This is a genomic window from Streptomyces sp. CG 926 (genome assembly GCF_003148825.1).
GTDB lineage: Bacteria > Actinomycetota > Actinomycetes > Streptomycetales > Streptomycetaceae > Streptomyces.
In genome coordinates this window covers 91231-113080 of the sequence record NZ_QGGZ01000011.1, presented here as the reverse complement: position 1 = coordinate 113080, position 21850 = coordinate 91231, and the positions used below count along the sequence as shown (strand labels likewise).

At 71.9% G+C, this 21850-nt stretch carries 23 protein-coding genes; 5 read left to right on the top strand and 18 right to left on the bottom strand.

The features are described from left to right. Positions 1 to 165: 165 nt before the first annotated feature. From BCL76_RS27570 to hisI, 5 genes are all read right to left on the bottom strand, one after another. Positions 166 to 666: a DUF2752 domain-containing protein gene (locus BCL76_RS27570; protein ID WP_109782099.1), complete on the bottom strand. Its 501-nt coding sequence runs from the start codon at positions 664 to 666 to the stop codon at positions 166 to 168. An 85-nt stretch (positions 667 to 751) separates the two neighbouring features. Further along, positions 752 to 1003, bottom strand: a complete 252-nt coding sequence (locus tag BCL76_RS27565; RefSeq protein ID WP_109782098.1) for an HGxxPAAW family protein — start codon at positions 1001 to 1003, stop codon at positions 752 to 754. A 111-nt stretch (positions 1004 to 1114) separates the two neighbouring features. Beyond that, positions 1115 to 1789: a TIGR02234 family membrane protein gene (locus tag BCL76_RS27560; protein WP_109782097.1), complete on the bottom strand. Its 675-nt coding sequence runs from the start codon at positions 1787 to 1789 to the stop codon at positions 1115 to 1117. Between the two features lie 14 nt (positions 1790 to 1803). Continuing rightward, positions 1804 to 3294, bottom strand: a complete 1491-nt coding sequence (locus BCL76_RS27555; RefSeq protein ID WP_109782096.1) for an anthranilate synthase component I — start codon at positions 3292 to 3294, stop codon at positions 1804 to 1806. Between the two features lie 14 nt (positions 3295 to 3308). Continuing rightward, positions 3309 to 3677, bottom strand: a complete 369-nt coding sequence (gene hisI, locus BCL76_RS27550) for a phosphoribosyl-AMP cyclohydrolase (RefSeq protein WP_030724538.1) — start codon at positions 3675 to 3677, stop codon at positions 3309 to 3311. 91 nt (positions 3678 to 3768) lie between these two features. Here hisI and BCL76_RS27545 point away from each other — a divergent pair, with 91 nt between their 5' ends. Beyond that, entirely contained in the window at positions 3769 to 4401 is a 633-nt protein-coding gene (locus BCL76_RS27545; protein ID WP_109782095.1) for a TIGR03085 family metal-binding protein, read from the top strand. Positions 4402 to 4995: 594 nt separating this feature from the next. Here BCL76_RS27545 and hisF read toward each other — a convergent pair. Genes hisF through hisD form a run of 8 tightly spaced genes read right to left on the bottom strand, consistent with a single transcriptional unit; the run spans position 4996 to position 10697 of the window. After that, on the bottom strand, positions 4996 to 5751 hold the full coding sequence (hisF, locus tag BCL76_RS27540) for an imidazole glycerol phosphate synthase subunit HisF (RefSeq protein ID WP_109782094.1): 756 nt from the start codon (positions 5749 to 5751) through the stop codon (positions 4996 to 4998). Beyond that, positions 5748 to 6134, bottom strand: a complete 387-nt coding sequence (locus BCL76_RS27535; RefSeq protein WP_109782093.1) for a RidA family protein — start codon at positions 6132 to 6134, stop codon at positions 5748 to 5750. The genes hisF and BCL76_RS27535 overlap by 4 nt, the downstream gene beginning before the upstream one ends. Further along, entirely contained in the window at positions 6131 to 6862 is a 732-nt protein-coding gene (priA, locus tag BCL76_RS27530; RefSeq protein WP_109782092.1) for a bifunctional 1-(5-phosphoribosyl)-5-((5-phosphoribosylamino)methylideneamino)imidazole-4-carboxamide isomerase/phosphoribosylanthranilate isomerase PriA, read from the bottom strand. The genes BCL76_RS27535 and priA overlap by 4 nt, the downstream gene beginning before the upstream one ends. Next, positions 6862 to 7512, bottom strand: a complete 651-nt coding sequence (gene hisH / locus BCL76_RS27525; RefSeq protein WP_109782091.1) for an imidazole glycerol phosphate synthase subunit HisH — start codon at positions 7510 to 7512, stop codon at positions 6862 to 6864. The genes priA and hisH overlap by 1 nt, the downstream gene beginning before the upstream one ends. Further along, complete coding sequence (locus BCL76_RS39165; RefSeq protein ID WP_030009964.1) at positions 7509 to 7676, bottom strand: hypothetical protein; 168 nt, start codon at positions 7674 to 7676, stop codon at positions 7509 to 7511. The genes hisH and BCL76_RS39165 overlap by 4 nt, the downstream gene beginning before the upstream one ends. Before the next feature lie 2 nt (positions 7677 to 7678). Continuing rightward, positions 7679 to 8272 (bottom strand): imidazoleglycerol-phosphate dehydratase HisB, encoded by a 594-nt coding sequence (hisB, locus tag BCL76_RS27520; RefSeq protein WP_030009963.1) that lies wholly within the window; start codon positions 8270 to 8272, stop codon positions 7679 to 7681. Further along, on the bottom strand, positions 8269 to 9378 hold the full coding sequence (locus BCL76_RS27515) for a histidinol-phosphate transaminase (protein ID WP_109782090.1): 1110 nt from the start codon (positions 9376 to 9378) through the stop codon (positions 8269 to 8271). The genes hisB and BCL76_RS27515 overlap by 4 nt, the downstream gene beginning before the upstream one ends. Next, entirely contained in the window at positions 9375 to 10697 is a 1323-nt protein-coding gene (hisD, locus tag BCL76_RS27510; protein ID WP_109782089.1) for a histidinol dehydrogenase, read from the bottom strand. Before hisD ends, BCL76_RS27515 begins: the two co-directional genes overlap by 4 nt. 125 nt (positions 10698 to 10822) lie before the next feature. Here hisD and BCL76_RS27505 point away from each other — a divergent pair, with 125 nt between their 5' ends. The 3 genes from BCL76_RS27505 (at position 10823) to ybaK (ending at position 13791) form a co-directional block, all read left to right on the top strand. After that, positions 10823 to 12418 (top strand): oxidoreductase, encoded by a 1596-nt coding sequence (locus tag BCL76_RS27505; protein WP_375137972.1) that lies wholly within the window; start codon positions 10823 to 10825, stop codon positions 12416 to 12418. A 130-nt stretch (positions 12419 to 12548) separates the two neighbouring features. Then, positions 12549 to 13286, top strand: a complete 738-nt coding sequence (locus BCL76_RS27500) for an LON peptidase substrate-binding domain-containing protein (RefSeq protein WP_109782088.1) — start codon at positions 12549 to 12551, stop codon at positions 13284 to 13286. A 10-nt stretch (positions 13287 to 13296) separates the two neighbouring features. After that, on the top strand, positions 13297 to 13791 hold the full coding sequence (gene ybaK, locus BCL76_RS27495; protein WP_109782087.1) for a Cys-tRNA(Pro) deacylase: 495 nt from the start codon (positions 13297 to 13299) through the stop codon (positions 13789 to 13791). Between the two features lie 107 nt (positions 13792 to 13898). Here the strand turns inward: ybaK and BCL76_RS27490 are convergent, their stop codons facing one another. Genes BCL76_RS27490 through BCL76_RS27475 form a run of 4 tightly spaced genes read right to left on the bottom strand, consistent with a single transcriptional unit; the run spans position 13899 to position 17851 of the window. Next, complete coding sequence (locus tag BCL76_RS27490; RefSeq protein ID WP_258309933.1) at positions 13899 to 14558, bottom strand: hypothetical protein; 660 nt, start codon at positions 14556 to 14558, stop codon at positions 13899 to 13901. Positions 14559 to 14605: 47 nt separating this feature from the next. Next, on the bottom strand, positions 14606 to 15448 hold the full coding sequence (locus tag BCL76_RS27485; protein ID WP_181382772.1) for an ABC transporter permease: 843 nt from the start codon (positions 15446 to 15448) through the stop codon (positions 14606 to 14608). A gap of 29 nt (positions 15449 to 15477) precedes the next feature. Continuing rightward, on the bottom strand, positions 15478 to 16515 hold the full coding sequence (locus BCL76_RS27480) for an ABC transporter ATP-binding protein (RefSeq protein ID WP_109782086.1): 1038 nt from the start codon (positions 16513 to 16515) through the stop codon (positions 15478 to 15480). Between the two features lie 28 nt (positions 16516 to 16543). Next, positions 16544 to 17851 carry an NYN domain-containing protein gene (locus tag BCL76_RS27475; protein WP_258309931.1) on the bottom strand — a complete coding sequence of 436 codons (1308 nt, stop codon included), beginning with the start codon at positions 17849 to 17851 and terminating at the stop codon, positions 16544 to 16546. Between the two features lie 220 nt (positions 17852 to 18071). Here BCL76_RS27475 and BCL76_RS39160 point away from each other — a divergent pair, with 220 nt between their 5' ends. Continuing rightward, positions 18072 to 18233: a hypothetical protein gene (locus BCL76_RS39160; RefSeq protein ID WP_181382758.1), complete on the top strand. Its 162-nt coding sequence runs from the start codon at positions 18072 to 18074 to the stop codon at positions 18231 to 18233. 73 nt (positions 18234 to 18306) lie between these two features. On the opposite strand, the gene dnaE is transcribed toward BCL76_RS39160, so the two are convergent. Next, positions 18307 to 21849 (bottom strand): DNA polymerase III subunit alpha, encoded by a 3543-nt coding sequence (dnaE, locus tag BCL76_RS27470; RefSeq protein WP_109782085.1) that lies wholly within the window; start codon positions 21847 to 21849, stop codon positions 18307 to 18309. Position 21850: the final 1 nt, after the last annotated feature.

Sequence of the window (21850 nt, the reverse complement as noted above, 5' to 3'; positions counted from 1 at the left end):
GCCCCCTTCCGGGTCGATGACGGTCGGCCGCCTTGCAGACACGTACAACAGCAAGGTCGACATTCAAATGGTATCCGCAGGAGGCGTTGCCCTCCGCACGCGGTTGACGACGTCCCAGTAACTGGACATTCGGAATCCGTGCTTCATAGGGCCTGCCCAGGGGGCTCAGGGTGCCAGTGCGGAGCCGAAAGAGAGATTTCGGACAATGACGAAAACCAGTGCCAGGGCGCCGATCGCCCACCAGGACCTGGGACGCAGGACGATCCTCGGGGTCGGCCCGCCGCGGAAGGCGCGGACCAGCCACAGGGCCATGAACCCCGCGAAGACGAAGTAGCCCACGACCGCGAACGCGTTCGCCCCGAGCGCGGCGACCAGATCACCGTGCGCGAACGCGTGCGCGCTGCGCAGACCGCCGCAGCCCGGGCACAGGAGGCCCGTCAGGCGGAACAGCGGGCACACCGGGTAGTGGCCGGGCTCGTTGGGATCCACGGCCCCCACGTACGCGAAGGCGGCGGTGACCCCGGCCAGGTAGAGCGCCGGGACGGCGAGCCGCCGGGCCCGGGACGGCCGCTCGGCGGACCGCCCCGGCTCCGCGGGTACGGGCGCCGGCGACGGCGGGGCATCGGGGGTACGAGAGGCGTCCACCTGCTGATTCTCTCCGCTCATGACAAAAGGCGCAGCCCGGCGGGGCCGCGCCTTTTCGGCCGCGTCGCGACGAACCGCGTCGCTTCGAACCGCGTCGCTCGCGCGCTCAGACCTTGGCGGGAACCTTGGCCGCGGCGATGACCTCGGCGAGGTCCTTGTGAGCGGCCTTCGGCGCGCCCATGCCCGCGGCCTTCATCCCCAGGCCGACGACGCCGCCGAGCGCGACCACGACGAGTCCGGCCCAGAAGCCGAGCGGGTTCGCGAGCACCATGAAGGCGCCGGAGATGCAGAAACCGATGAAGGCGATGATGACACCGGTCCAGGCGGCCGGGGTGTGTCCGTGGCTAGTGCCCGCCATGAGTTGCTCCTCGTTGCTCTGTCGCGCTGCTGTGTCGAACGTACGGTCCGTGTCGGACGCTCGGCGACCATTGTCCCGTACCGGGCGGCTTCGCCGTCCAGGGGGGTCGGGTCAGTGGCCCCGGTCGGCGCCCGGGTCGCCGGTCGGGTCCTCGCCGCGGTCCAGAGCCTTCCACAGATCTTCCGGCCGGTCCGGATCAACCGCCGCGACAGTCCGGGCACGCGGGCTGCCGTCACGCTCGTAGCGGCCCCCCATCGAGGGCCAGCTCCGGCCGAAACGCAGCGCCAGCAGCCCGGCGACCAGGATCAGGGCCGCGCCGGCGGCCGTGACGTAGGGCCAGGACGTCTGGGTCAGGCCCGCCACGTGCGCGGCGCTGTCGGCGGTCGTCCGGGCGGCCTGCGCGTCCAGGACCCGGCGGCCGTCGGAGCCGAGGACGGCGGACAGCCCCGCCCCCAGACCGCTGAGCGCGAGCAGCCCCGACACCAGCAGCCGTCCCTTGCCGCGTACGGCGAAGACGGCGACCAGCGCGGCGAGGCCCACGATGGCCAGCGCGGCGGGCAGGCCGGTGACGGCCCGCCCGTCGGCGGCCAGCTGGAGCGAGTCGCTGCCGATGGCGGCGGTGCCCCGGGCCCAGGTCCGGCCGGAGGCGAGCAGGACGACGGTGGCGCCGAGTGCGCCGAGCAGCAGGGCGACGGCCACGCTGCGGCGGCCGCCTCGACTCTCGGTCGCCTCGGGCTCGGCGTCGGCTTCGGTTCGGGGTGGGGGTACGGCACTCACGTACCCCACTATCCCCTACGCCCTCAGGAGCTGTGGAGGCGGTTCGCCGCTCCGACCGCGCGCAGCACGGCGGCGGCCTTGTTGCGGCACTCGTTGTCCTCCAGCTCGGGCACCGAGTCCGCGACGACACCGGCCCCGGCCTGCACGTACGCCGTGCCGTCGCGCAGCAGCGCGGTCCGGATGGCGATGGCGGTGTCGGAGTCCCCGGCGAAGTCCAGATAGCCGACGCAGCCGCCGTACAGGCCGCGGCGGGAGGGCTCCAGCTCCTCGATGATCTGCATGGCGCGCGGCTTGGGCGCGCCGGAGAGGGTGCCGGCCGGGAAGCAGGCGGTGAGCACGTCGAAGGCGGTCTTCCCCTCGGCGACGCGCCCCGTCACGGTCGAGACGATGTGCATCACGTGGGAGTAGCGCTCGATCGACATGAAGTCGACGACCTCCACCGAGCCCGGCTCGCACACCCGACCGAGGTCGTTGCGGCCCAGGTCGACGAGCATGAGGTGCTCGGCGCGCTCCTTGGGGTCGGCCATCAGCTCGTCGGCGAGGTCGTTGTCCTCCTGCGGGGTCGCGCCGCGGTGGCGGGTGCCGGCGATGGGGTGGACCATGGCCCGCCCGTCCTCGACCTTGACCAGCGCCTCGGGGCTGGAGCCGACCACGTCGAAGCCGTTCTCGAAGCGGAAGAGGTACATGTACGGGGACGGGTTCGTGGCCCGCAGCACCCGGTAGACGTCCAGCGCGGAAGCCTGGCAGGGGGTCTCGAACCGCTGCGAGGGCACCACCTGGAAGGCCTCGCCGGCCCGGATGCGCTCCTTGATGTCCTCGACGGCGTCCTGGTACTTCTCGCCGCCCCACAGCGCCGAGAACTCGGGCAGCTCGGAGGCGGGCAGCGGCGTGGGGGTGTACGGGGCGGGGCGCGCGAGGTCGGCCTCCATCGCGTCGAGCCGGGCCACCGCGTCCGCGTACGCCTCGTCCACGCCCGTGTCGAGGTCGTTGTGGTTGATGGCGTTGGCGATGAGCTGGACGGTGCCGTCCCAGTGGTCCATGACCGCCAGGTCGGAGGTGAGCAGCATGGTCAGCTCGGGCAGCTCCAGGTCGTCGGCGGTGTGCTCGCCGATGCGCTCCAGGCGGCGCACGATGTCGTAGCCGAGGTAGCCGACCATGCCGCCGGTGAAGGGCGGCATCCCGGCGGCGAGGTCGCGGGGGGTGTGCAGGGCCTCGACGGTGGCACGCAGCGCGTCGAGGGGGTCGCCGTCGGTGGGTACGCCGACGGGCGGGGTGCCGATCCAGTGCGCGCGGCCGTCCCGCGCGGTCAGGGTGGCGTCGCTGCGGACCCCGATGAAGGAGTACCGGGACCAGGAGCGGCCGTTCTCGGCGGACTCCAGGAGGAAGGTGCCGGGGCGTTCGGCGGCGAGCTTGCGGTAGAGCCCGACGGGGGTGTCCCCGTCGGCCAGCAGCTTGCGGCTCACGGGGATGACGCGGCGGTCGGCCGCGAGCTTGCGGAACGTCTCAAGATCCATTTCGGGGACCCTACCTAGTCGGCTGCGCGGAGGAGGACATCTTCGTCGAAACAGGTGCGTGCCCCGGTGTGGCAGGCCGCTCCGACCTGGTCGACCCGGACGAGCACGGTGTCGGCGTCGCAGTCGAGCGCGACGGATTTCACGTGCTGGAAGTGGCCCGAGGTGTCCCCCTTCACCCAGTACTCCTGGCGGCTGCGGGACCAGTAGGTGCAGCGGCCGGTGGTCAGGGTGCGGTGCAGGGCCTCGTCGTCCATCCAGCCGAGCATGAGCACCTCACCGGTGTCGTACTGCTGGGCGATGGCCGGGATCAGCCCGTCCGCGGAACGCTTGAGGCGCTCGGCGATGGCGGGGTCGAGATTGCCGGGGCGGGGGGACGTACTCATGTGGCCATTGTGCCGGGCCGGGGCGGGGGTGATGATCCCCGTCCGCCTGATGAGCGGGTGTTCGGCGGGTTCCCGCCGTAGGCTGGCCCGCATGTCTACCCATGCGAAGCGTGAACGCCTGCTCCTGGCGGACCTGTTGGAGGCGGCCGGTCCGGAGGCCCCCACGCTGTGCGCCGGCTGGACCTGCCGCGACCTGGCCGCGCACGTGGTGGTGCGCGAACGGCGGCCCGACGCGGCGGGCGGCCTGCTGCTGAACGTGCTGAAGGCCCGCCTGGACAAGGCGATGGAGGAGTACACGGCCAAGCCGTACGAGGAACTGATCCAGTTGATCAGGACCGGCCCGCCGAGGATGTCGCTGTACGCGCTGAAGCAGATCGACGAGGCGGCGAACGCGGTGGAGTTCTACGTCCACGCGGAGGACGTCCGCCGGGCGCAGCCGGACTGGTCACCGCGGGAACTGGACCCGGTCTTCTCCGACTCGCTGTGGTCCCGGCTGGAGAAGCTGGCCCGGCTGACGGGTCGGCGCTCGCCGGTGGGCCTGGTGCTGAGGCGTCCCGACGGGCGGACGGTGGTGGCTCACAAGGGCGCGCCGGTGGTCACCGTGACGGGCGAGCCGGGTGAACTGACGCTGTTCTGCTTCGGCCGGCAGGCGTCGGCGTCGGTCTCGCTCGACGGCGACAGCACGGCGGTGGCGAAGCTGACGGTGGCGGAACTCGGCCTCTGACCTGGCCGGTCGGTGCCGTTGCCCTGGCCGGGCGGTGCCGTGGCCCTGGCCGGGCGGTGCGGGTTCGTTGTCCGGGTGCGGCCCGGTGGCCGCGCCTCAAACGCCGGCGGGGCTGGGTTTGGCCGCGGCCTCGGCGGGTGCGCCTCAATCGGCGGCGGGGCTGGGTTCGGCTGCCGGCGGGGCTTGGGTTGGGCTTCGGGTGGGGCGGGGCCCCTCCGGGGGCTCTCCTCGGCTCGCGCGGCGCGGCGATGGTTGTGTTGTGCGGCCCAGGTTGCGCGCTCGTCCTGCGGGGAGCCCCCGGAGTGTCCCCGCCCCACGGCCGCGGGTAGGCAGGTGGGGGTGTGGGGACGGTGGGGGGTGTCCCCGCAGGACGAGCGCGCACCGCCGGGTACAGCCGAGACCCGGGGTACCGCGCGAGCCGAGGAGACACCCCCCGGCGGCCCCGCACCCCCACCCCACCGGCCCGGCGGCCCAACCCAAGCCCCGCCGGCGCTTGAGGCGCACCCACCGGGCCGCAGCCGAACCCAGCCCGGCCAGGGCAAGGGCGCACCCACCGGGCCGCACCCGGGACCGCACCCGCCCCCCGGGACGGGGTCAGCGGATCGGGTGGCCCGCTTCGCGGAGGGCGGACTTCACTTCGGCGATGCGGAGGTCGCCGAAGTGGAAGACCGAGGCCGCCAGCACCGCATCCGCGCCCGCGTCGATCGCCGGGGCGAAGTCGGCCAGGCGGCCCGCGCCGCCCGAGGCGATCACCGGGACGGTGACGTGCTTGCGCACCGCCGCGATCATCTCGACGTCGTAGCCGTCCTTCGTACCGTCCGCGTCCATCGAGTTGAGCAGGATCTCGCCCGCGCCCAGCTCCGCCGCCCGGTGCGCCCATTCGACCGCGTCGATGCCGGTGCCCTGTCGGCCGCCGTGCGTGGTGACCTCGAAGGTGCCGGCCGCGGTGCGGCGGGCGTCGACCGAGAGGACGAGGACCTGCCGGCCGAAGCGCTCCGCGATCTCCTGGATCAGCTCGGGGCGGACGATGGCGGCCGTGTTGACGCCGACCTTGTCCGCTCCCGCGCGCAGCAGCTTGTCGACGTCGTCGGCCGTCCGGACGCCGCCGCCCACGGTGAGCGGGATGAAGACCTGCTCGGCGGTGCGGCGCACCACGTCGTACGTGGTCTCGCGGTTCCCGGAGGACGCGGTGATGTCGAGGAAGGTCAGCTCGTCGGCGCCCTCGGCGTCGTACAGCTTGGCCATCTCCACCGGGTCGCCCGCGTCGCGCAGGTTCTGGAAGTTGACGCCCTTGACGACCCGGCCGTTGTCCACGTCCAGGCAGGGGATGACGCGTACGGCGAGGGTCATTCCGCCACCGCCTTGAACGCCTCTACCTCCACCTCGACGACCATGCCGGGGTCGACGAAGCCGGAGACGATGAGCATGGTCGCGGCGGGCCGGACCGCGTCGAAGAGCTGCTTGTGGGCACGGCCCACCTCGTCGACGTCCCGGGCGTGCGTGAGGTACATCCGGGTGCGGACCACGTCCTCGGGTCCCATGCCGGCCTCGGCGAGTGCCTTGAAGGCGACCTCGAAGGCCTTGACCGTCTGGTCGTAGGGGCCGCCCGCGTCGGCCGCGGTGCAGCCGGAGACCAGGACCAGGCCGTTGGAGAGGGCCACGGCGCGGGAGTAGGCGATGACGTCCTCGTAGGGGCCGCCGGAGGAGATGCGGCGTACGGCGTCGGAACTCATGCGGAGACCACCTTCAGGGCTTCTTCCAGGGTGAAGGCCTTGGCGTACAGGGCCTTGCCGACGATCGCGCCCTCGACGCCTTGCGGGACCAGGGCGGACAGCGCCCGCAGGTCCTCCAGCGAGGAGATGCCGCCGGAGGCGACGACGGGCCGGTCGGTGGCGGCGCAGACGTTCTGCAGCAGCTCCAGGTTGGGGCCGGTCAGGGTGCCGTCCTTGCCGATGTCGGTGACGACGTACCGGGCGCAGCCCTCGGAGTCCAGGCGGGCGAGGGTCTCGTAGAGGTCGCCGCCTTCGCTGGTCCAGCCGCGGCCCTTGAGGGTGGTGCCGCGGACGTCGAGGCCGATCGCGATCCGGTCGCCGTGCTCGGCGATGGCCTTGGCGGCCCACTCGGGGGTCTCCAGGGCGGCGGTGCCCAGGTTGACGCGGGTGCAGCCGGTGGCGAGGGCCGCGGCGAGCGAGGCGTCGTCGCGGATGCCGCCGGACAGCTCGACCTTGATGTCCATGGCGCGGGTGATGTCGGCGACCAGGGCGCGGTTGTCACCGGTGCCGAAGGCGGCGTCCAGGTCGACCAGGTGCAGCCATCCGGCGCCGGAGCGCTGCCAGGCGAGGGCCGCTTCCAGCGGGGAGCCGTAGGAGGTCTCACTGCCGGACACCCCGTGCACGAGGCGGACGGCCTGGCCGTCGCGGACGTCGACCGCGGGCAGGAGTTCGAGCGTGGGTGCGGTCATCACAGGGTCTCGATCCAGTTGGTGAGGAGCTGGGCGCCGGCGTCGCCGGACTTCTCGGGGTGGAACTGCGTGGCCCACAGGGCCCTGTTCTCCACCGCCGCCACGAAGCGCTCGCCGTGGGTGGCCCAGGTGACCCTGGGGGCGCGGATCGCCGGGTTGGTGACTTCGAGGCTCCAGTCGCGCGCCGCGTAGGAGTGCACGAAGTAGAACCGGGCGTCGGCGTCCAGGCCCTTGAAGGCCTGGCTGTCGGCCGGGGCCTCGACGGTGTTCCAGCCCATGTGGGGGACGATCGGGGCCTTGAGGGGGCCGACCGTGCCGGGCCACTCGTCCAGGCCCTCGGTCTCGACGCCGTGCTCGATGCCGCGCTCGAAGAGGATCTGCATGCCGACGCAGATGCCCATGACCGGGCGGCCGCCGGAGAGCCGGCGGCCGATGATCCAGTCGCCGCGGGCGTCCTTGAGGCCCTGCATGCAGGCGGAGAAGGCGCCGACGCCGGGGACGAGGAGTCCGTCTGCGTCCATGGCCTTGTCGTAGTCGCGGGTGATCTCGACGTTCGCGCCGACGCGGGCGAGGGCCCGCTCGGCGGAGCGGACGTTTCCGAAGCCGTAGTCGAAGACGACGACGTTCTTGGTGGGGCGGACTGCGCTCATTCCCAAATTCCCTGGATTCGCAGGACTCCGGCGGCGAGGCACATCGCGGAGGCGAGGGCCAGCAGGATGATGACCGACTTGGGCATCTTCTGCTTCTGGAAGGAGTAGACGCCCCCGGCCAGGAACAGGCCGAGGACGATCAGGATGGTGTTCAGGCCGTTCACGGCTAGAGGGCGCCCTTCGTGGAGGGCAGGATGCCGGCCGCGCGCGGGTCGAACTCGGCGGCGTAGCGCAGGGCCCGGGCGAGGGCCTTGAACTGGCACTCCACGATGTGGTGGGCGTTGCGGCCGTACGGGACGTGGATGTGCAGGGCGATCTGGGCCTGCGCGACGAAGGACTCGAAGATGTGCCGGGTCATCGTCGTGTCGTAGGTGCCGATCATCGGCGCCATGTTCTCGGGCTCGGTGTGCACGAGGTAGGGGCGGCCGGACAGGTCGACGGTCACCTGGGCGAGGGACTCGTCGAGCGGCACGGTGCAGTTGCCGAAGCGGTAGATGCCGACCTTGTCGCCGAGGGCCTGCTTGAAGGCGGCGCCGAGCGCCAGCGCGCTGTCCTCGATGGTGTGGTGGCTGTCGATGTGCAGGTCGCCCTCGGTCTTGACGGTGAGGTCGAAGAGGCCGTGGCGGCCGAGCTGGTCGAGCATGTGGTCGTAGAAGCCCACGCCCGTCGAGACGTCGACCTGGCCGGTGCCGTCGAGGTTTATCTCGACGACGACCGAGGTCTCCTTGGTGGTCCGTTCGACCCGTCCGATGCGGCTCATGCGTGCTGCTCCTTCTTCAGTGCGCGAACCGCTTCCAGGAACGCGTCGTTCTCCGTCGGGGTGCCGGCGGTGACCCGCAGCCATCCCGGTACGCCGTTGTCCCGGACCAGGACGCCCTGGTCGAGGATCTTCTGCCAGGCGGTGTGCGAGTCCTCGAACTTCCCGAACTGGATGAAGTTCGCGTCGGAATCGGTGACCTCGAAGCCGATGGCCCGCAGTTCCACGACCAGGCGGTCACGCTCGGCCTTGAGCTGCTCGACGTAGCCGAGCAGGGTGTCGGTGTGTTCCAGGGCGGCCAGTGCGGTGGCCTGGGTGACGGCCGACAGGTGGTACGGCAGGCGCACCAGCTGGACGGCGTCGACGACGGCGGGGTGCGCCGCCAGGTAGCCCAGGCGCAGACCGGCCGCGCCGAAGGCCTTGGACATGGTCCGGGAGACCACCATGTTGGGGCGGCCCTCGATGAGGGGCAGCAGCGAGTCCCGGTGGCTGAACTCCACGTACGCCTCGTCCACGATCACCAGGGACGGCTTGGTCGCCTGCGCGGCCTCGTAGAGGGCGAGGACCGTCTCGGCCTCGACCGCGGTGCCCGTGGGGTTGTTGGGCGAGGTGATGAAGACGACGTCGGGGGCGTGCTTGGTGATCGCCCGCTCCGCCGCCTCCACGTCGATCGTGAAGTCCTCGCGGCGCGGGCCGGAGATCCATCCGGTGCCGGTGCCGCGGGAGATCAGCGCGTGCATCGAGTAGGAGGGCTCGAAACCGAGGGCGGTGCGGCCGGGTCCGCCGAAGGTCTGCAGCAGCTGCTGGATGACCTCGTTGGAGCCGTTGGCGGCCCAGACGTTCTCCCGTGCGACCGGGTGCTTGGCCGTACGGGTGAGGTAGGCGGCCAGCTGGGTGCGCAGCTCGACCGCGTCCCGGTCGGGGTAGCGGTTGAGGGTGCGGGCCGCCTCGGCGACGCGCTCGGCGATGCGCGCGACGAGTTCGGCGGGCAGCTCGTACGGGTTCTCGTTGGTGTTCAGCTGGACGGGCACGTCGAGCTGCGGGGCGCCGTAGGGGCTCTTTCCGCGCAGCTCGTCCCGGATGGGCAGGTCGTCGATGCCGAAGCTCACTGGGTGGGCACCTTCCATCCGAAGCGCGCCTTCAGGGCGGCGCCGTGCGCGGGCAGGTCCTCGGCCTCGGCGAGCGTCACCACGTGGTGGGTGACCTCGGCGAGGGCGTCGCGCGTGTAGTCGACGATGTGGATGCCGCGCAGGAAGGACTGCACGGACAGGCCGGAGGAGTGGCAGGCGCAGCCGCCGGTGGGCAGGACGTGGTTCGAGCCGGCGCAGTAGTCGCCGAGCGAGACCGGGGCCCACGGGCCGACGAAGATCGCGCCGGCGTTGCGTACGCGGGCGGCCCAGGCGGCGGCGTCGGCGGTCTGGATCTCCAGGTGCTCGGCGCCGTACGCGTCGACGACCTTGAGGCCGTCCTCCAGGCTGTCGACCAGCACGATCGCGGACTGCTTGCCGGCGAGCGCGGGCTTGATCCGGTCCTCGACGTGCTTGGTCGCGGCGACCTGCGGCTCTAGCTCCTTCTCGACGGCGTCCGCGAGCTCCGCGGAGTCCGTGACGAGGACGGCGGCGGCCAGCGGGTCGTGCTCGGCCTGGCTGATCAGGTCGGCGGCGACGTGCACCGGGTCGGCCGTGGAGTCGGCGAGGACGGCGATCTCGGTCGGGCCGGCCTCGGTGTCGATGCCGATCTTCCCGGTGAAGTAGCGCTTGGCGGCGGCGACCCAGATGTTGCCGGGGCCGGTCACCATGTTGGCGGGCGGGCAGTCCTCGGTCCCGTACGCGAACATCGCCACGGCCTGCGCACCGCCGGCCGCGTACACCTCGTCCACGCCGAGGAGCGCGCACGCGGCGAGGATGGTGGGGTGCGGGAGTCCGTCGAACTCCTTCTGCGGCGGGGACGCCAGCGCGATCGACTCGACGCCCGCCTCCTGGGCCGGTACGACGTTCATGACGACGGAGGAGGGGTACACCGAGCGGCCGCCCGGGGCGTACAGCCCCACGCGCTCCACCGGAACCCACTTCTCGGTCACGGTGCCGCCGGGGACCACCTGGGTGGTGTGCTCGGTGCGGCGCTGATTGCGGTGCACGATCCGGGCGCGCCGGATCGACTCCTCCAGGGCGGCGCGGACGGCCGGGTCCAGCTGCTCCAGGGCGGCCTTGAGGGCCTGCGCGGGCACTCGGACCTGCGAGAGCTCGACACCGTCGAACTTCCGCGCGTACTCGATCAGCGCCGCCGTGCCACGATGATGGACGTCCTCGCAGATGGGCCGCACCTTCTCCAGGGCAGCTTCTACGTCGAACTCGGCACGGGGCAGCAGATCGCGCAGGGCGCCACCCTCGGGGAGGGCGTCACCGCGCAGGTCGATACGAGAGATCACCTCACAATTCTCTCAGACCGCTTCACGCCACCGTCCGCCCGTATCACTGGCTGATACAGGCCCCGGATGTCACAGGGGCCCGATAGCGTTCCCCTACACGTAGATGACAGCGGAGGGGGGCCGCCGTGACCGAGGCGCGCACCGACGAGGAACCGGCGGATCTCACCTCTGCCGAACGCCGTATGTGGGACGCGTACCGCACGGGCAGCATCTGCGATCTCAGCGCCCGCGCCGCCGACCGGGACGATCCGCACGCCGAGCACGTCTGGGGCCCCGAGCGCAGCGTCCGCGCCCGGGTGGTCGCCCGGCTGCTGCTGCACGGACCGCCGCCGGTGCCGGGCCGGGTGGCCTCGCTCAAGCTGCGCGGGGTGCGGATCAGCGGGCGGCTGGAGCTGTCCGGGGGCACGGTGGCCCCGTACGTGGAGCTCCAGTCCTGCCGCTTCGACAGCGAGATCCAGTTGTCCGAGGCCCGTTTCGGCACGCTGCGGCTGGTGAACTGCGCGATACCGCGGCTGGAGGCCGCCCGGCTGCACACCGAGGGCGATCTGCACCTGCCGCGCTGCCGGGTGGCGCGCGGGATCCGGCTGACCGACGCGCAGATCGGCACCGACCTGCTGGTCAGCCAGGCCGTGGTGCAGCGGGACAACAAGGGGCGGGCGATCGCCGCCGACGGGCTGTCCGTCGCGCAGGACTTACAGGGCGAGCTGCTGGAGACGCACGGGGAGATGAGCCTGCGCGGAGCCAAGGTCGGCGTGTCGATGAACCTGCGCGGGGCCCACCTGCGCAATCCGTCCGGGCGGTTCGCGCTGAACGCCCCGCAGCTGACGGTCGAGCGGACCCTGTACCTGACCTCCATCGCGCTGGACTACGCGGCGTACGGGGGCACCTCCACTCCCCCGTACGGGCTGGGACCGACGCCGGTACGGGGCCGGCGGGCCCGGTACTTCGAGTGCGTGGGCGGGCTGCGGCTGGACGACGGCCGGTTCGGGGACGCCATCGACTTCTACGGCGCCCGGTTCACGCTCACCGACGAGCAGGAGATATCCCTGCGCCGGATCCAGACCCCCGAGTTCCGTTTCGTCGGCGAGCGGCCGGAGTACGGGCGGGTGGTGGTGTCCGGGGCCAAGGTGGTCAAGCTCGTCGACACCTCCACGAGCTGGCCGGGCCCGGGCGGGTTGTCCATCGAGGGGTTCGTCTACGAGAACCTCGCGCCCCGGGGTCACTTCCCGCTCTCGCGCCGCCTGGAGTGGGTGGCGGCGGCCACTCCCGAGTACTCGCCGGAGCCGTACGAGCGACTCGCCGCGGTCCTGCGGGCCAGCGGCGAGGACCAGGACGCCCGTGAGGTGCTGCTGGCCAAGCAGCGGCGGCGCCGGGCCACGCTGCCGGCGGCCCCGAAGGCGTGGGGGTACCTCCAGGACTGGACGGTGGTCTACGGCTACCGGCCGGGCCGGGCCGCGCTGTGGATGGCGGTGTTGTGGGCGGCGGGGGCGCTGATGTTCTCCCAGCTGGACCCGCCCGCGATCAAGGCGGACGAGCACCCGCAGTGGAGCGCCGCCCTGTACGCGCTGGACCTGCTGCTTCCGGTGATAGACCTCGGTCAGCAGGGACAGTGGAAGCTGGAGGGGGGCTGGCAGTGGGGCGCGGCGGGCCTGGTCGTCATGGGCTGGATCCTGGCCACGACGGTGGCCGCGGGGGCCTCGCGGCTGCTGCGGCGGGGATGACGCGCGGATGGCGGGAGGATGACGGCCGGGACGACGACGGCGGGGGTCGTCCGGTGGTTCACGCACGTGCCGCTGTCCGCCCCTCAAACGCCGGACACCCTAAGGGTCCCGGGCGATTACCCTGTGGCAGGTGACCACCGTTCGCCTGCCCCTCTTCCCGCTGAACTCGGTGCTGTTCCCGGGACTCGTCCTCCCGCTGAACATCTTCGAGGCGCGTTATCGCGCCATGATGCGCGAGCTGCTGAAGACGGGCGAGGACGAGCCGCGCCGTTTCGCGGTCGTCGCGATCCGCGACGGCCGGGAGGTCGCGCCGACCGCGCCCGGCCTGCCGGACCAGACGGCCCTGCCCGAGCGGGGCCCGGCCGCGGGCTTCGGCTCCGACCCGATCCAGGCCTTCCACCGGGTGGGCTGCATCGCCGACGCGGCGACGATCCGGGAACGGGAGGACGGCAGCTTCGAGGTCCTGGCGACCGGTACGACGCGGGTCCGCCTGCTCTCGGTCGACGCCTCGGGCCCGTTCCTGACCGCGGAGCTGGAAGAGCTCCCGGAGGACGCGGGCGACGGCGCGGGCGTGCTGGCGGAGGGGGTGCTGCGGGCGTTCCGCAACTACCAGAAGCGGCTGGCCGGGGCCCGGGAACGGTCCCTGACGGGCGCGGAGCTCCCCGACGAGCCCTCGGTGGTCTCCTACCTGGTGGCAGCGGCGGCCGTGCTGGACATCCCGGCGAAGCAGCGCCTGCTCCAGGCCCCGGACACCGCGACGCGGCTGGCGGAGGAGCTGAAGCTGCTGCGCACGGAGACCGCGGTGATCCGTCATCTCCCGTCCTTGCCGGCGGTGGAGCTGACCCGTGCCCCGACGAGCCCGAACTGAGCGCATACCGATGGCGAAGAAGTCCAAGCAGGCGGCAGGTACCCCGGCGATCGTCGCCCTGACGGCGGCGGGCGTCGCGTTCACCACGCACGCGTACGAGCACGACCCGGCCCATCCCTCGTACGGGGAGGAGGCGGCGCAGGCGCTCGGCGTCTCGCCCGCCCAGGTGTTCAAGACACTGGTCGCGGACGTGGACGGGGTGCTGACGGTGGCGGTGGTCCCGGTCTCGGGGTCGCTGGACCTCAAGGCCTTGGCGACGGCGGTCGGCGGCAAGCGGGCGGCGATGGCCGACCCGGCCCTGGCGGAGCGCACCACGGGCTACGTCCGCGGCGGCATCTCCCCGCTCGGTCAGCGCAAGCGCCTCCGTACGGTGATCGACACCTCGGCGGCGGCGCACCCCACGATCTGCTGCTCGGCGGGCCGCCGCGGCCTGGAGATCGAACTCTCCCCGTCGGACCTGACCACCCTCACGGCAGCCACCCTGGCCCCGATCGCCCGCGCCTAGCCGTATCCGGCCCGAGCGCTGCAGATCCAGCCCCGCCGGGCGTTCGAGGCGCGGGGGCGGGGCGGAGCCCCGGGGAACCCGGCTGTGCCGGGCAGCGCCCCGCGCGGTCAGGCTCGGGGAGGTTCCGGGGTCGCGGGGGCCGCGTCGGCGGACGGCGGCGCCTGGTAGTAGCCCGACCAGCCGGCCACCGGCACGGGATCCGGATCCCGCGGTGTCCACAGCGCGGTCATCCCCAGGTGCACCAGCACGGCGGTCATCGGCCACGCCAGCAGCGCCCCGTGCGCGAGCAGCTCCAGCGGCGCGTCGAAGGAAACCCCCTCGCCCGCCTTCTTCGCGGCGGCGACCAGGTCCGACGACGGCCCCAGCCACAGCCCGAACCGCCACCCCACCAGCGCCCCGAAGACGGACCCGACCGCGAGCCCGATCACCAGCGGCACGCCGCCGGCCCGCCGCCACAGGAAGGTGGCGACGGCGCTGAGCACGCCCAGCCCGAGCGCCAGCAGGAAGAAGGTGCCGTCGGAGGCGATGCGTGCCTCGCTCTCGGGGCTGCGCAGGAACACCGCCTCCCCGTTGGAGACGTACTGCACCCGGGGGGCCAGCCACACCCACAGCAGGCCGAGGAGCAGTCCGGCCGCCCCGACGAGCAGGGCGACGAGGGCCCCGTCCCGGATGTCCTCCGGGGTGATCGCCCGGGCGGCGGCTCCCGGCTTCTCGGGCTGGAGCGGCGGCGGGTCGAGGGGGGACTGCGGGGTCACGGCTTCGGTCACCCCCACATCGTGCCAGGTGTGCCCGGCAGCGGCGTCGGCGGACCGTGTCAGCGGACGGCCGCCCGGCGGTACGCCCAGGTCGCGACGGACAGCGAGAGGACCCCGACGGCCCCGCACACGCCCAGGTCGAAGACGACGGCGGCCCAGTCCGGCGACGCCTCGAAGGTCCGCGCGAACGCCTCGACCCCGTACGTGGACGGCAGCAGGTCCCGGGCCCACACGATCACGTCCGGCATCCGCTCCGGCGGCAGCACCCCGAGCAGCAGCGCCGCAGACATGCCGAGCTGCCCCGCGAGGGTGGCCAGCTCCTGCCGCGGTGCCAGCAGTCCCAGTGCCGCGCCGAGGCCGGCCAGCGCGGCCCCGGCCAGCGGTACCACCGCGGCCAGGATCCACAGCCCGCTCATCGGCAGCCCGAACAACAGGCATCCGAAGACCGCGGTGACCAAGGTCCCCGGCAGCGTGAAGGAGGCGTACGCGGCGGCCGCGCCCAGGACCACCGACGCGGGCGGTACGGGCAGGGTGGCGTAGTGGTCGAGCCCGCCGCCGGCCCGCAGCTGCCCGAAGTACTGGGCGAGCAGGTTCAGGGCGACGAAGGCGACGACGAGCACCGAGGAGCCGGCGACGACGGCGCGGGCCTCGGAGCCTCCGTCGACCACGCCCCGCATCAGGATCATGATCCCGACGGACTGGAAGGTGGCGACGAACAGCAGCGGGATCCGGGCCACGCGGGCCCGGGACAGCTGGGCCCGGTAGACGGCGGCCAGAGAGGGGAAGAACCGCGCGCCGGGTGCCAGTGGCGCGGGCTGCGGTGCCGTCGGCGCGCGGCCCGTGGTGGCGTCGGCCGGCGCGGCCCCCGGAGCGGGTGCGGAGGCGGCGTCGGGCACGAGCACGGCCCGGACGGCTCCCGTCGAGCGGTCGCTCACGACTTCACCAGCCCTTTCGTCTTGCCACCGAGGGCCAGGTACACGTCTTCCAGGCTGGGGGTCGCCAGGGTGAAGTCGTCGAGCGCGGCGAAGGCCGGGCTGCCGGTGACCGAGGCCACCGCCGCCCTCGCCTCGTCCGGGGCCAGCCGGAGCACCCAGCGGCGTCCCGACTCGACGGCCCGGTCGCGCAGCCGCGCGACCTCCGGGACCTCCAGCGGGGCGGCTTCGCGCCACACCAGTTCCAGTCGGACCTCGCCCGAGACGGTGGCCTTCAGGCCGGACGGCGTGTCGCAGGCGATGACCTTGCCCTGGTCGATGACGGCGACCCGGTCCAGGACGGTCTCGGCCTCGATGACGTTGTGGGTGACGAGCAGGACCGTGGCGCCGTGCTGGGCGCGCCGCCGGTCGACGGCGGACCACACGGCCCGTCGGGCGACCGGGTCCATGCCGGTGGTGGGCTCGTCGAGGACCAGTACGGGCCGCTCCCCCACCAGTGCGGTGGCGAAGCAGGCGAGGCGGCGCTGGCCGCCGGAGAGCTTCTTCAGGGGCCGGCCGGCGATCGGGGCCAGCCCGAGCTCCTCCAGTACGCCGTCGCGCGCGGCCCGGGCGGCGCGGACGCCCTGCCCGCGCAGCCGGCCGGTGGTCTCGACGGCGAGCGCCACCGTGAGCTCGTCCAGGGCGGTGGACTCCTGCCCCAGGTAGGCGAGCAGCCGGGAGGCCCGCTCGGGGTGGCGTACGAGGTCGTGGCCGAGCAGGGTCACGGAGCCGGAGTCGGGCCGCATCAGGCCGGTGAGCTGGCGGACCAGGGTGGACTTGCCGGCGCCGTTGGGGCCGAGCAGGCCGAAGATCTCGCCGCGCCGGACGTCGAGGGAGATCCCGTCGTTGGCGCGGGTCTCGGGCAGGGCGGGTGCTCCGCGCCGGCCGCGTACCGCGGGATACGTCTTGACGAGGTCACGCACCGCGCAGATGACGTCCGGCGCCGCTCCCGCGGCCGCCGCCGTGCTGTTCCCCGCCTGTGCTGTGCCCGTACTCACGAGGGAGCAGCCTACGGGGTTCCCGGCCCTACTCGGCCGTCGGGGTCAGCGGGGCGGCGAGCTCGCCGGGGGTGGATCCGGGCGCGGAGGTCGGTACGGCGGCCACGTGTTCGGCGGCGGCGCGGACGTCGATCTCCCTCCAGAATCCGGCGCGGATGGCGTACCGGTCGTGCTCGTCGATCTGGTCGTCCTTGTGCGCGAGCAGCCCGAACCGGGCGGCGTAGCGCAGCAGTTCGCCGTCGATCCGGTGCGGGATCCGCGGGTACATGGTGGCCAGCTTCTGCAGGTGCACGGTCTCCGGGAGCCGTTCCATCCAGCGTCGGGCGAACACCTGTCCCACCTCGAACGGGTCGCCGCCGACGGTGGTGATGTCCTCCTCGCGGTCCGCCCAGCGTTGTTCGGCGCTGGTGAGCTGGGCGAGGGTGGGCAGCGAGGCGGTCTCGGCGGGCTCGCCCAGCGGTCCGGCCCGGTCGATCCAGCCCTTGTCGGAGGACCAGCGCAGGGCGCTGGCGGGGGCGTGGGCGCCGCTCGGCCCGGTCTGCGGGCCGCTCTGCGGGCCGGTGGCGCGCAGGGCGCCGGCGAGGTCCTTGGGTGTGGGTACCGGTTTGCCGCCGGGGGTGGCGGGCGCCGGTACGGGGACCCCGTCGCGGTCCTCCTGCCCGGTGGCGGCGGCTCCGTTGCGGGCGGCCTCGGCGAGCGCGGCCTCGGGCAGCGGGGCCGAGAGGATGGCGGCGATGTCGGGGCGCGGGGCGGGCGGCGGGGAGCACAGTCCGGTGAGGTCCTTGGCGCGGACGGCCCGGGTGATCCAGGCCCGGTCCAGGACGCGGCGTTCGTCGGCCTCGGCGACGAGGTCCTCGGACTGGTTGTAGTCCCCGTCGGCGGCCTGGACGGCCCACAGGTGGACGGCGACCCCGTGTTCCTTGGCGGACATCAGGCCGGGCAGCAGGTCCCCGTCGCCGGTGACGAGTACGACGTCGGAGCAGGCCCGGTTGCGGGCGAGCTCGGTGAGCTCGGCGTGCATGGCGGCGTCGACGCCCTTCTGCGCCCAGCGGCCGTCGCTTCGGGTCAGGGCGCCGAGGCGGACGGTGACGCGGGGCATGACGCGCAGCCGCCGGTGCTCGGGCTGGGGTACCCGGTCGGGCGCTCCGTCGAACCAGTAGATGCGCAGCAGGGGCTGCTCGGTGTCGGCCTCGGCCCGCTCGCGCAGGCCTTGGATGAGGGCGGCATGGTCGATGGTGATCCGGGAACGGGAGGGCTCCCCGGCGAGAAGGCTGGCGGCGGCACCCAGCAGGTAGCCGGCGTCCACCAGGACGACGCAGCGGTCCACGCGTTCCACCCTCTTCCCTGGGGGTCCTCTGTGCTTTGCGGCGGTTCCCCGAGTCTGCCCGACCCCAAGGGTGTTGAAGGCCGGAACTCGATCATCGGCGTGGCGGATCTCACTGTGGGCGGGGCGGGAGCCATCGGCTACGCGCAGTAATGATCCAAAATGCGCGGTTTCTGGCGTTGTGTGAGTGTGAAGGCGGTCCTGGCCCCTAGACCCTCACGGAGGTTCCACCATGGCCAAGAACAAGAACCAGAAGCAGCCCGCCAAGCAGCAGCCCCGGTCGGGACAGGATCCGACCAAGGGCACGTCGGAGACCGAGTCGATGCCTTCCTCGGCTCCGAGCCCGATGGACATGGCGCACAAGCGCAAGGAGAAGAAGTTCGGCCACAACTGACGGCCGTACTCGAATGCGGAAGGGCCCGCCCGACACTCCGGGCGGGCCCTTCCGCGTGGGTCCTACGGGTGCGCTATCCGGCCAGGCAGGACGGTCCGAGCAGCACCTTGAGGTCGCCGAAGAGCGCCGGGTCGGGCTTGACCCGGTGCTTGTCGAGGCGGAGCACGGTGGTGGTCCGCGGCCCCTGGAGCTTGATGCGGACCTCGCTGTTGCCCTGGTGGTGGCGCAGGATCTCGCCCAGACGGGTCACCATCGGCGGCGTGACCTTGACGGTGGGGATGGTGAGGACCACCGGGGCGTTGGTGCCGGCCGAGGAGAGGTCGGGGACCATCATCTCCATGGCGACCAGGCGGGGGACGTCCTCGCGCTTGTCGAGGCGGCCCTTGACGAAGACCACGGTGTCCTCGACCAGCTGGGTGGAGACGAGCTGGTAGGTCGCGGGGAAGAACATGCACTCGATGGAGCCGGCCAGGTCCTCGACGGTGGCGATGGCCCAGGCGTTGCCCTGCTTGGTCATCTTGCGCTGGAGGCCCGAGATGATGCCGCCGATGGTGACGACGGCGCCGTCGGAGTGCTCGCCGCCGGTCAGCTGGGAGATACCGGCGTCCGTCTTGTCGGAGAGCACGTGCTCCAGGCCGAAGAGCGGGTGGTCGGAGACGTAGAGGCCGAGCATCTCGCGCTCCTGGGCGAGCAGGTAGGACTTCTCCCACTCGACGTCGGAGAACTCCACGTCGAGACCGAAGCCGGGCTCGTCGCTCGCGTTCTCGTCACCCATTCCGCCGAAGAGGTCGAACTGTCCCTCGGCCTCCTTGCGCTTGACCGCGACCACGTTGTCGATCATCGGCTCGTGGTGCGCGACCAGCCCCTTGCGGGTGTGGCCCATCTCGTCGTAGGCCCCGGCCTTGATCAGCGATTCGACGGTGCGCTTGTTGCAGACGACGGCCTCGACCTTGTCCAGGAAGTCGGGGAAGGAGGAGAACTTCCCCTTGGCCTTCCTCGTCCGGATGATCGACTCGACGACGTTGGTGCCGACGTTGCGCACCGCGGTGAGGCCGAAGAGGATCACGTCGTCGCCCTGGGCCGCGAAGTTCGGCTCGGACTCGTTCACGTTCGGCGGGAGCACCTTGATGCCCATGCGGCGGCACTCGTTCAGGTAGATCGCGGACTTGTCCTTGTCGTCCTTGACCGAGGTGAGCAGGCCGGCCATGTACTCGGCCGGGAAGTTCGCCTTGAGGTAGGCGGTCCAGTAGGAGACCAGGCCGTACGCGGCCGAGTGGGCCTTGTTGAAGGCGTAGCCGGCGAAGGGGACCAGGACGTCCCACAGGGCCTTGATCGCCGCGTCGCTGAAGCCCTTGCCCCGGGCGCCCTCCTCGAAGATGACGAAGTTCTTCGCCAGCTCCTCGGGCTTCTTCTTGCCCATCACGCGGCGCAGGATGTCGGCCTCGCCGAGCGAGTACCCGGCGATGATCTGGGCGGCCTTCTGGACCTGCTCCTGGTAGACGATCAGGCCGTAGGTGACCGCGAGCACCTCTTCGAGCGGCCCCTCCAGCTCGGGGTGGATCGGGGTGATCTCCTGCTGCTTGTTCTTGCGCAGGGCGTAGTTCGTGTGCGAGTTCATGCCCATCGGGCCCGGCCGGTACAGGGCCGAGACGGCGGAGATGTCCTCGAAGTTGTCGGGCTTCATCAGGCGCAGCAGGGAGCGCATGGGGCCGCCGTCGAACTGGAAGACGCCGAGGGTGTCGCCTCGGCCGAGGAGTTCGAAGGTCTTGGGGTCGTCGAGCGGGAGGCCCAGGAGATCGATGTCGATCCCCTTGTTGGCCTTCACCATCTTGACGGCGTCGTCCATGATCGTGAGGTTGCGCAGGCCGAGGAAGTCCATCTTCAGCAGGCCGAGCGACTCGCAGCTCGGGTAGTCCCACTGGGTGATGGTGACGCCGTCGGTGTGCCGCACCCAGACGGGTACGTGGTCGGTGATGGTCTCGCTGGACATGATCACGCCGGCGGCGTGCACGCCCATCTGGCGGACCAGGCCCTCCACACCGCGGGCGGTGTCGATGACCTTCTTCACGTCCGGCTCGTTCTCGTACATCCCGCGGATCTCGCCGGCCTCGCCGTAGCGGGGGTGCTGCGGGTCGAGAATGCCGGAGAGCGGGATGCCCTTGCCGAGGACGTCGGCGGGCATGGCCTTGGTGAGGCGGTCGCCCATCGCGTACGGGTAGCCCAGCACGCGGGCCGAGTCCTTGATCGCGTTCTTGGCCTTGATGGTGCCGTACGTGCCGATCATGGCGACCTTGTCGGCGCCGTACTTGTCGGTCACGTACCGGATCACCTCGACGCGCCGACGCTCGTCGAAGTCGATGTCGACGTCGGGCATGGAGACGCGCTCGGGGTTCAGGAAGCGCTCGAAGATCAGGCCGTGGGTGAGCGGGTCGAGGTCGGTGATGCCCATGGCGTACGCGACGATCGAACCGGCCGCGGAGCCTCGGCCCGGGCCCACGGCGATGCCCTGGTTCTTGGCCCACATGATGAAGTCGGCGACGACGAGGAAGTAGCCGGGGAAGCCCATCGAGATGATCGTGTCCATCTCGTACTCGGCCTGCTGCATCCGGTCCTCCGGGATGCCTCCGGGGTAGCGGCGGTGCATGCCGCGCATGGTCTCCTCGCGGAACCAGCTGACCTCGGTGTGGCCGTCCGGGATGTCGAACTTCGGCATCAGGTTCCGGAACTTGAACATGCCCTCGGTGTCGACCTGGTCCGCGACCAGCCGGGTGTTGGCGCAGCCCTCCTGCCAGGCGTCCGAGGAGTCGATCGCGTACATCTCGTCGGTCGACTTCAGGTAGTAGCCGGTGCCGTCGAAGCGGAAGCGGTCCGGGTCCGAGAGGTTCTTACCGGTCTGGATGCACAGCAGCGCGTCGTGGGCGGTGGCCTCGCTCGCGTACGTGTAGTGCGAGTCGTTCGTCACCAGCGGCGGGATCCCGAGCTTCTTGCCGATCTCCAGCAGCCCGTCGCGGACCCGGCGCTCGATCTCGATGCCGTGGTCCATCAGCTCCAGGAAGTAGCGCCCCTCGCCGAAGATGTCCTTGTAGTCGGAGGCGGCCTGCACGGCCTCGTCGAACTGGCCGAGGCGCAGCCTGGTCTGCACCTCGCCGGACGGGCAGCCGGTGGAGGCGATCAGGCCCTCGGACCACTTGGAGATGGTCTCCTTGTCCATCCGCGGCCACTTCGTGAGCCAGCCCTCGGCGTACGCGTCGGAGGACAGCCGGAAGATGTTGTGCAGGCCGGTGGCGTTCGACGCCCAGATGGTCTTGTGGGTGTAACCACCGGAACCGGAGACGTCGTCGCGCTTCTGGTGCGGCTGGCCCCACTGGATGCGCCGCTTGTTGCGCCGGGACTCGGGGGCGACGTACGCCTCGATGCCGATGATCGGCGTGATGCCGGCCTTCTGCGCGGTGTGGAAGAAGTCGTAGGCGCCGTGCAGGTTGCCGTGGTCGGACATGGCGATGTGCGTCATGCCCATCTCGTTGCACGCGTTGAACATGTCCTTCAGCCGCGCGGCACCGTCCAGCAGCGAGTACTGGGTGTGGACGTGCAGGTGCGTGAACGGCGGCTTTGTCACG

Coding starts and splice junctions, on each gene's coding strand:
- BCL76_RS27570 (WP_109782099.1), bottom strand. CDS start 666: ATGAGCGGAGAGAATCAGCAGGTGGACGCCTCTCGTACCCCCGATGCC.
- BCL76_RS27565 (WP_109782098.1), bottom strand. CDS start 1,003: ATGGCGGGCACTAGCCACGGACACACCCCGGCCGCCTGGACCGGTGTC.
- BCL76_RS27555 (WP_109782096.1), bottom strand. CDS start 3,294: ATGGATCTTGAGACGTTCCGCAAGCTCGCGGCCGACCGCCGCGTCATC.
- hisI (WP_030724538.1), bottom strand. CDS start 3,677: ATGAGTACGTCCCCCCGCCCCGGCAATCTCGACCCCGCCATCGCCGAG.
- BCL76_RS27545 (WP_109782095.1), top strand. CDS start 3,769: ATGTCTACCCATGCGAAGCGTGAACGCCTGCTCCTGGCGGACCTGTTG.
- hisF (WP_109782094.1), bottom strand. CDS start 5,751: ATGACCCTCGCCGTACGCGTCATCCCCTGCCTGGACGTGGACAACGGC.
- BCL76_RS27535 (WP_109782093.1), bottom strand. CDS start 6,134: ATGAGTTCCGACGCCGTACGCCGCATCTCCTCCGGCGGCCCCTACGAG.
- priA (WP_109782092.1), bottom strand. CDS start 6,862: ATGACCGCACCCACGCTCGAACTCCTGCCCGCGGTCGACGTCCGCGAC.
- hisH (WP_109782091.1), bottom strand. CDS start 7,512: ATGAGCGCAGTCCGCCCCACCAAGAACGTCGTCGTCTTCGACTACGGC.
- hisB (WP_030009963.1), bottom strand. CDS start 8,272: ATGAGCCGCATCGGACGGGTCGAACGGACCACCAAGGAGACCTCGGTC.
- ybaK (WP_109782087.1), top strand. CDS start 13,297: ATGGCGAAGAAGTCCAAGCAGGCGGCAGGTACCCCGGCGATCGTCGCC.
- BCL76_RS39160 (WP_181382758.1), top strand. CDS start 18,072: ATGGCCAAGAACAAGAACCAGAAGCAGCCCGCCAAGCAGCAGCCCCGG.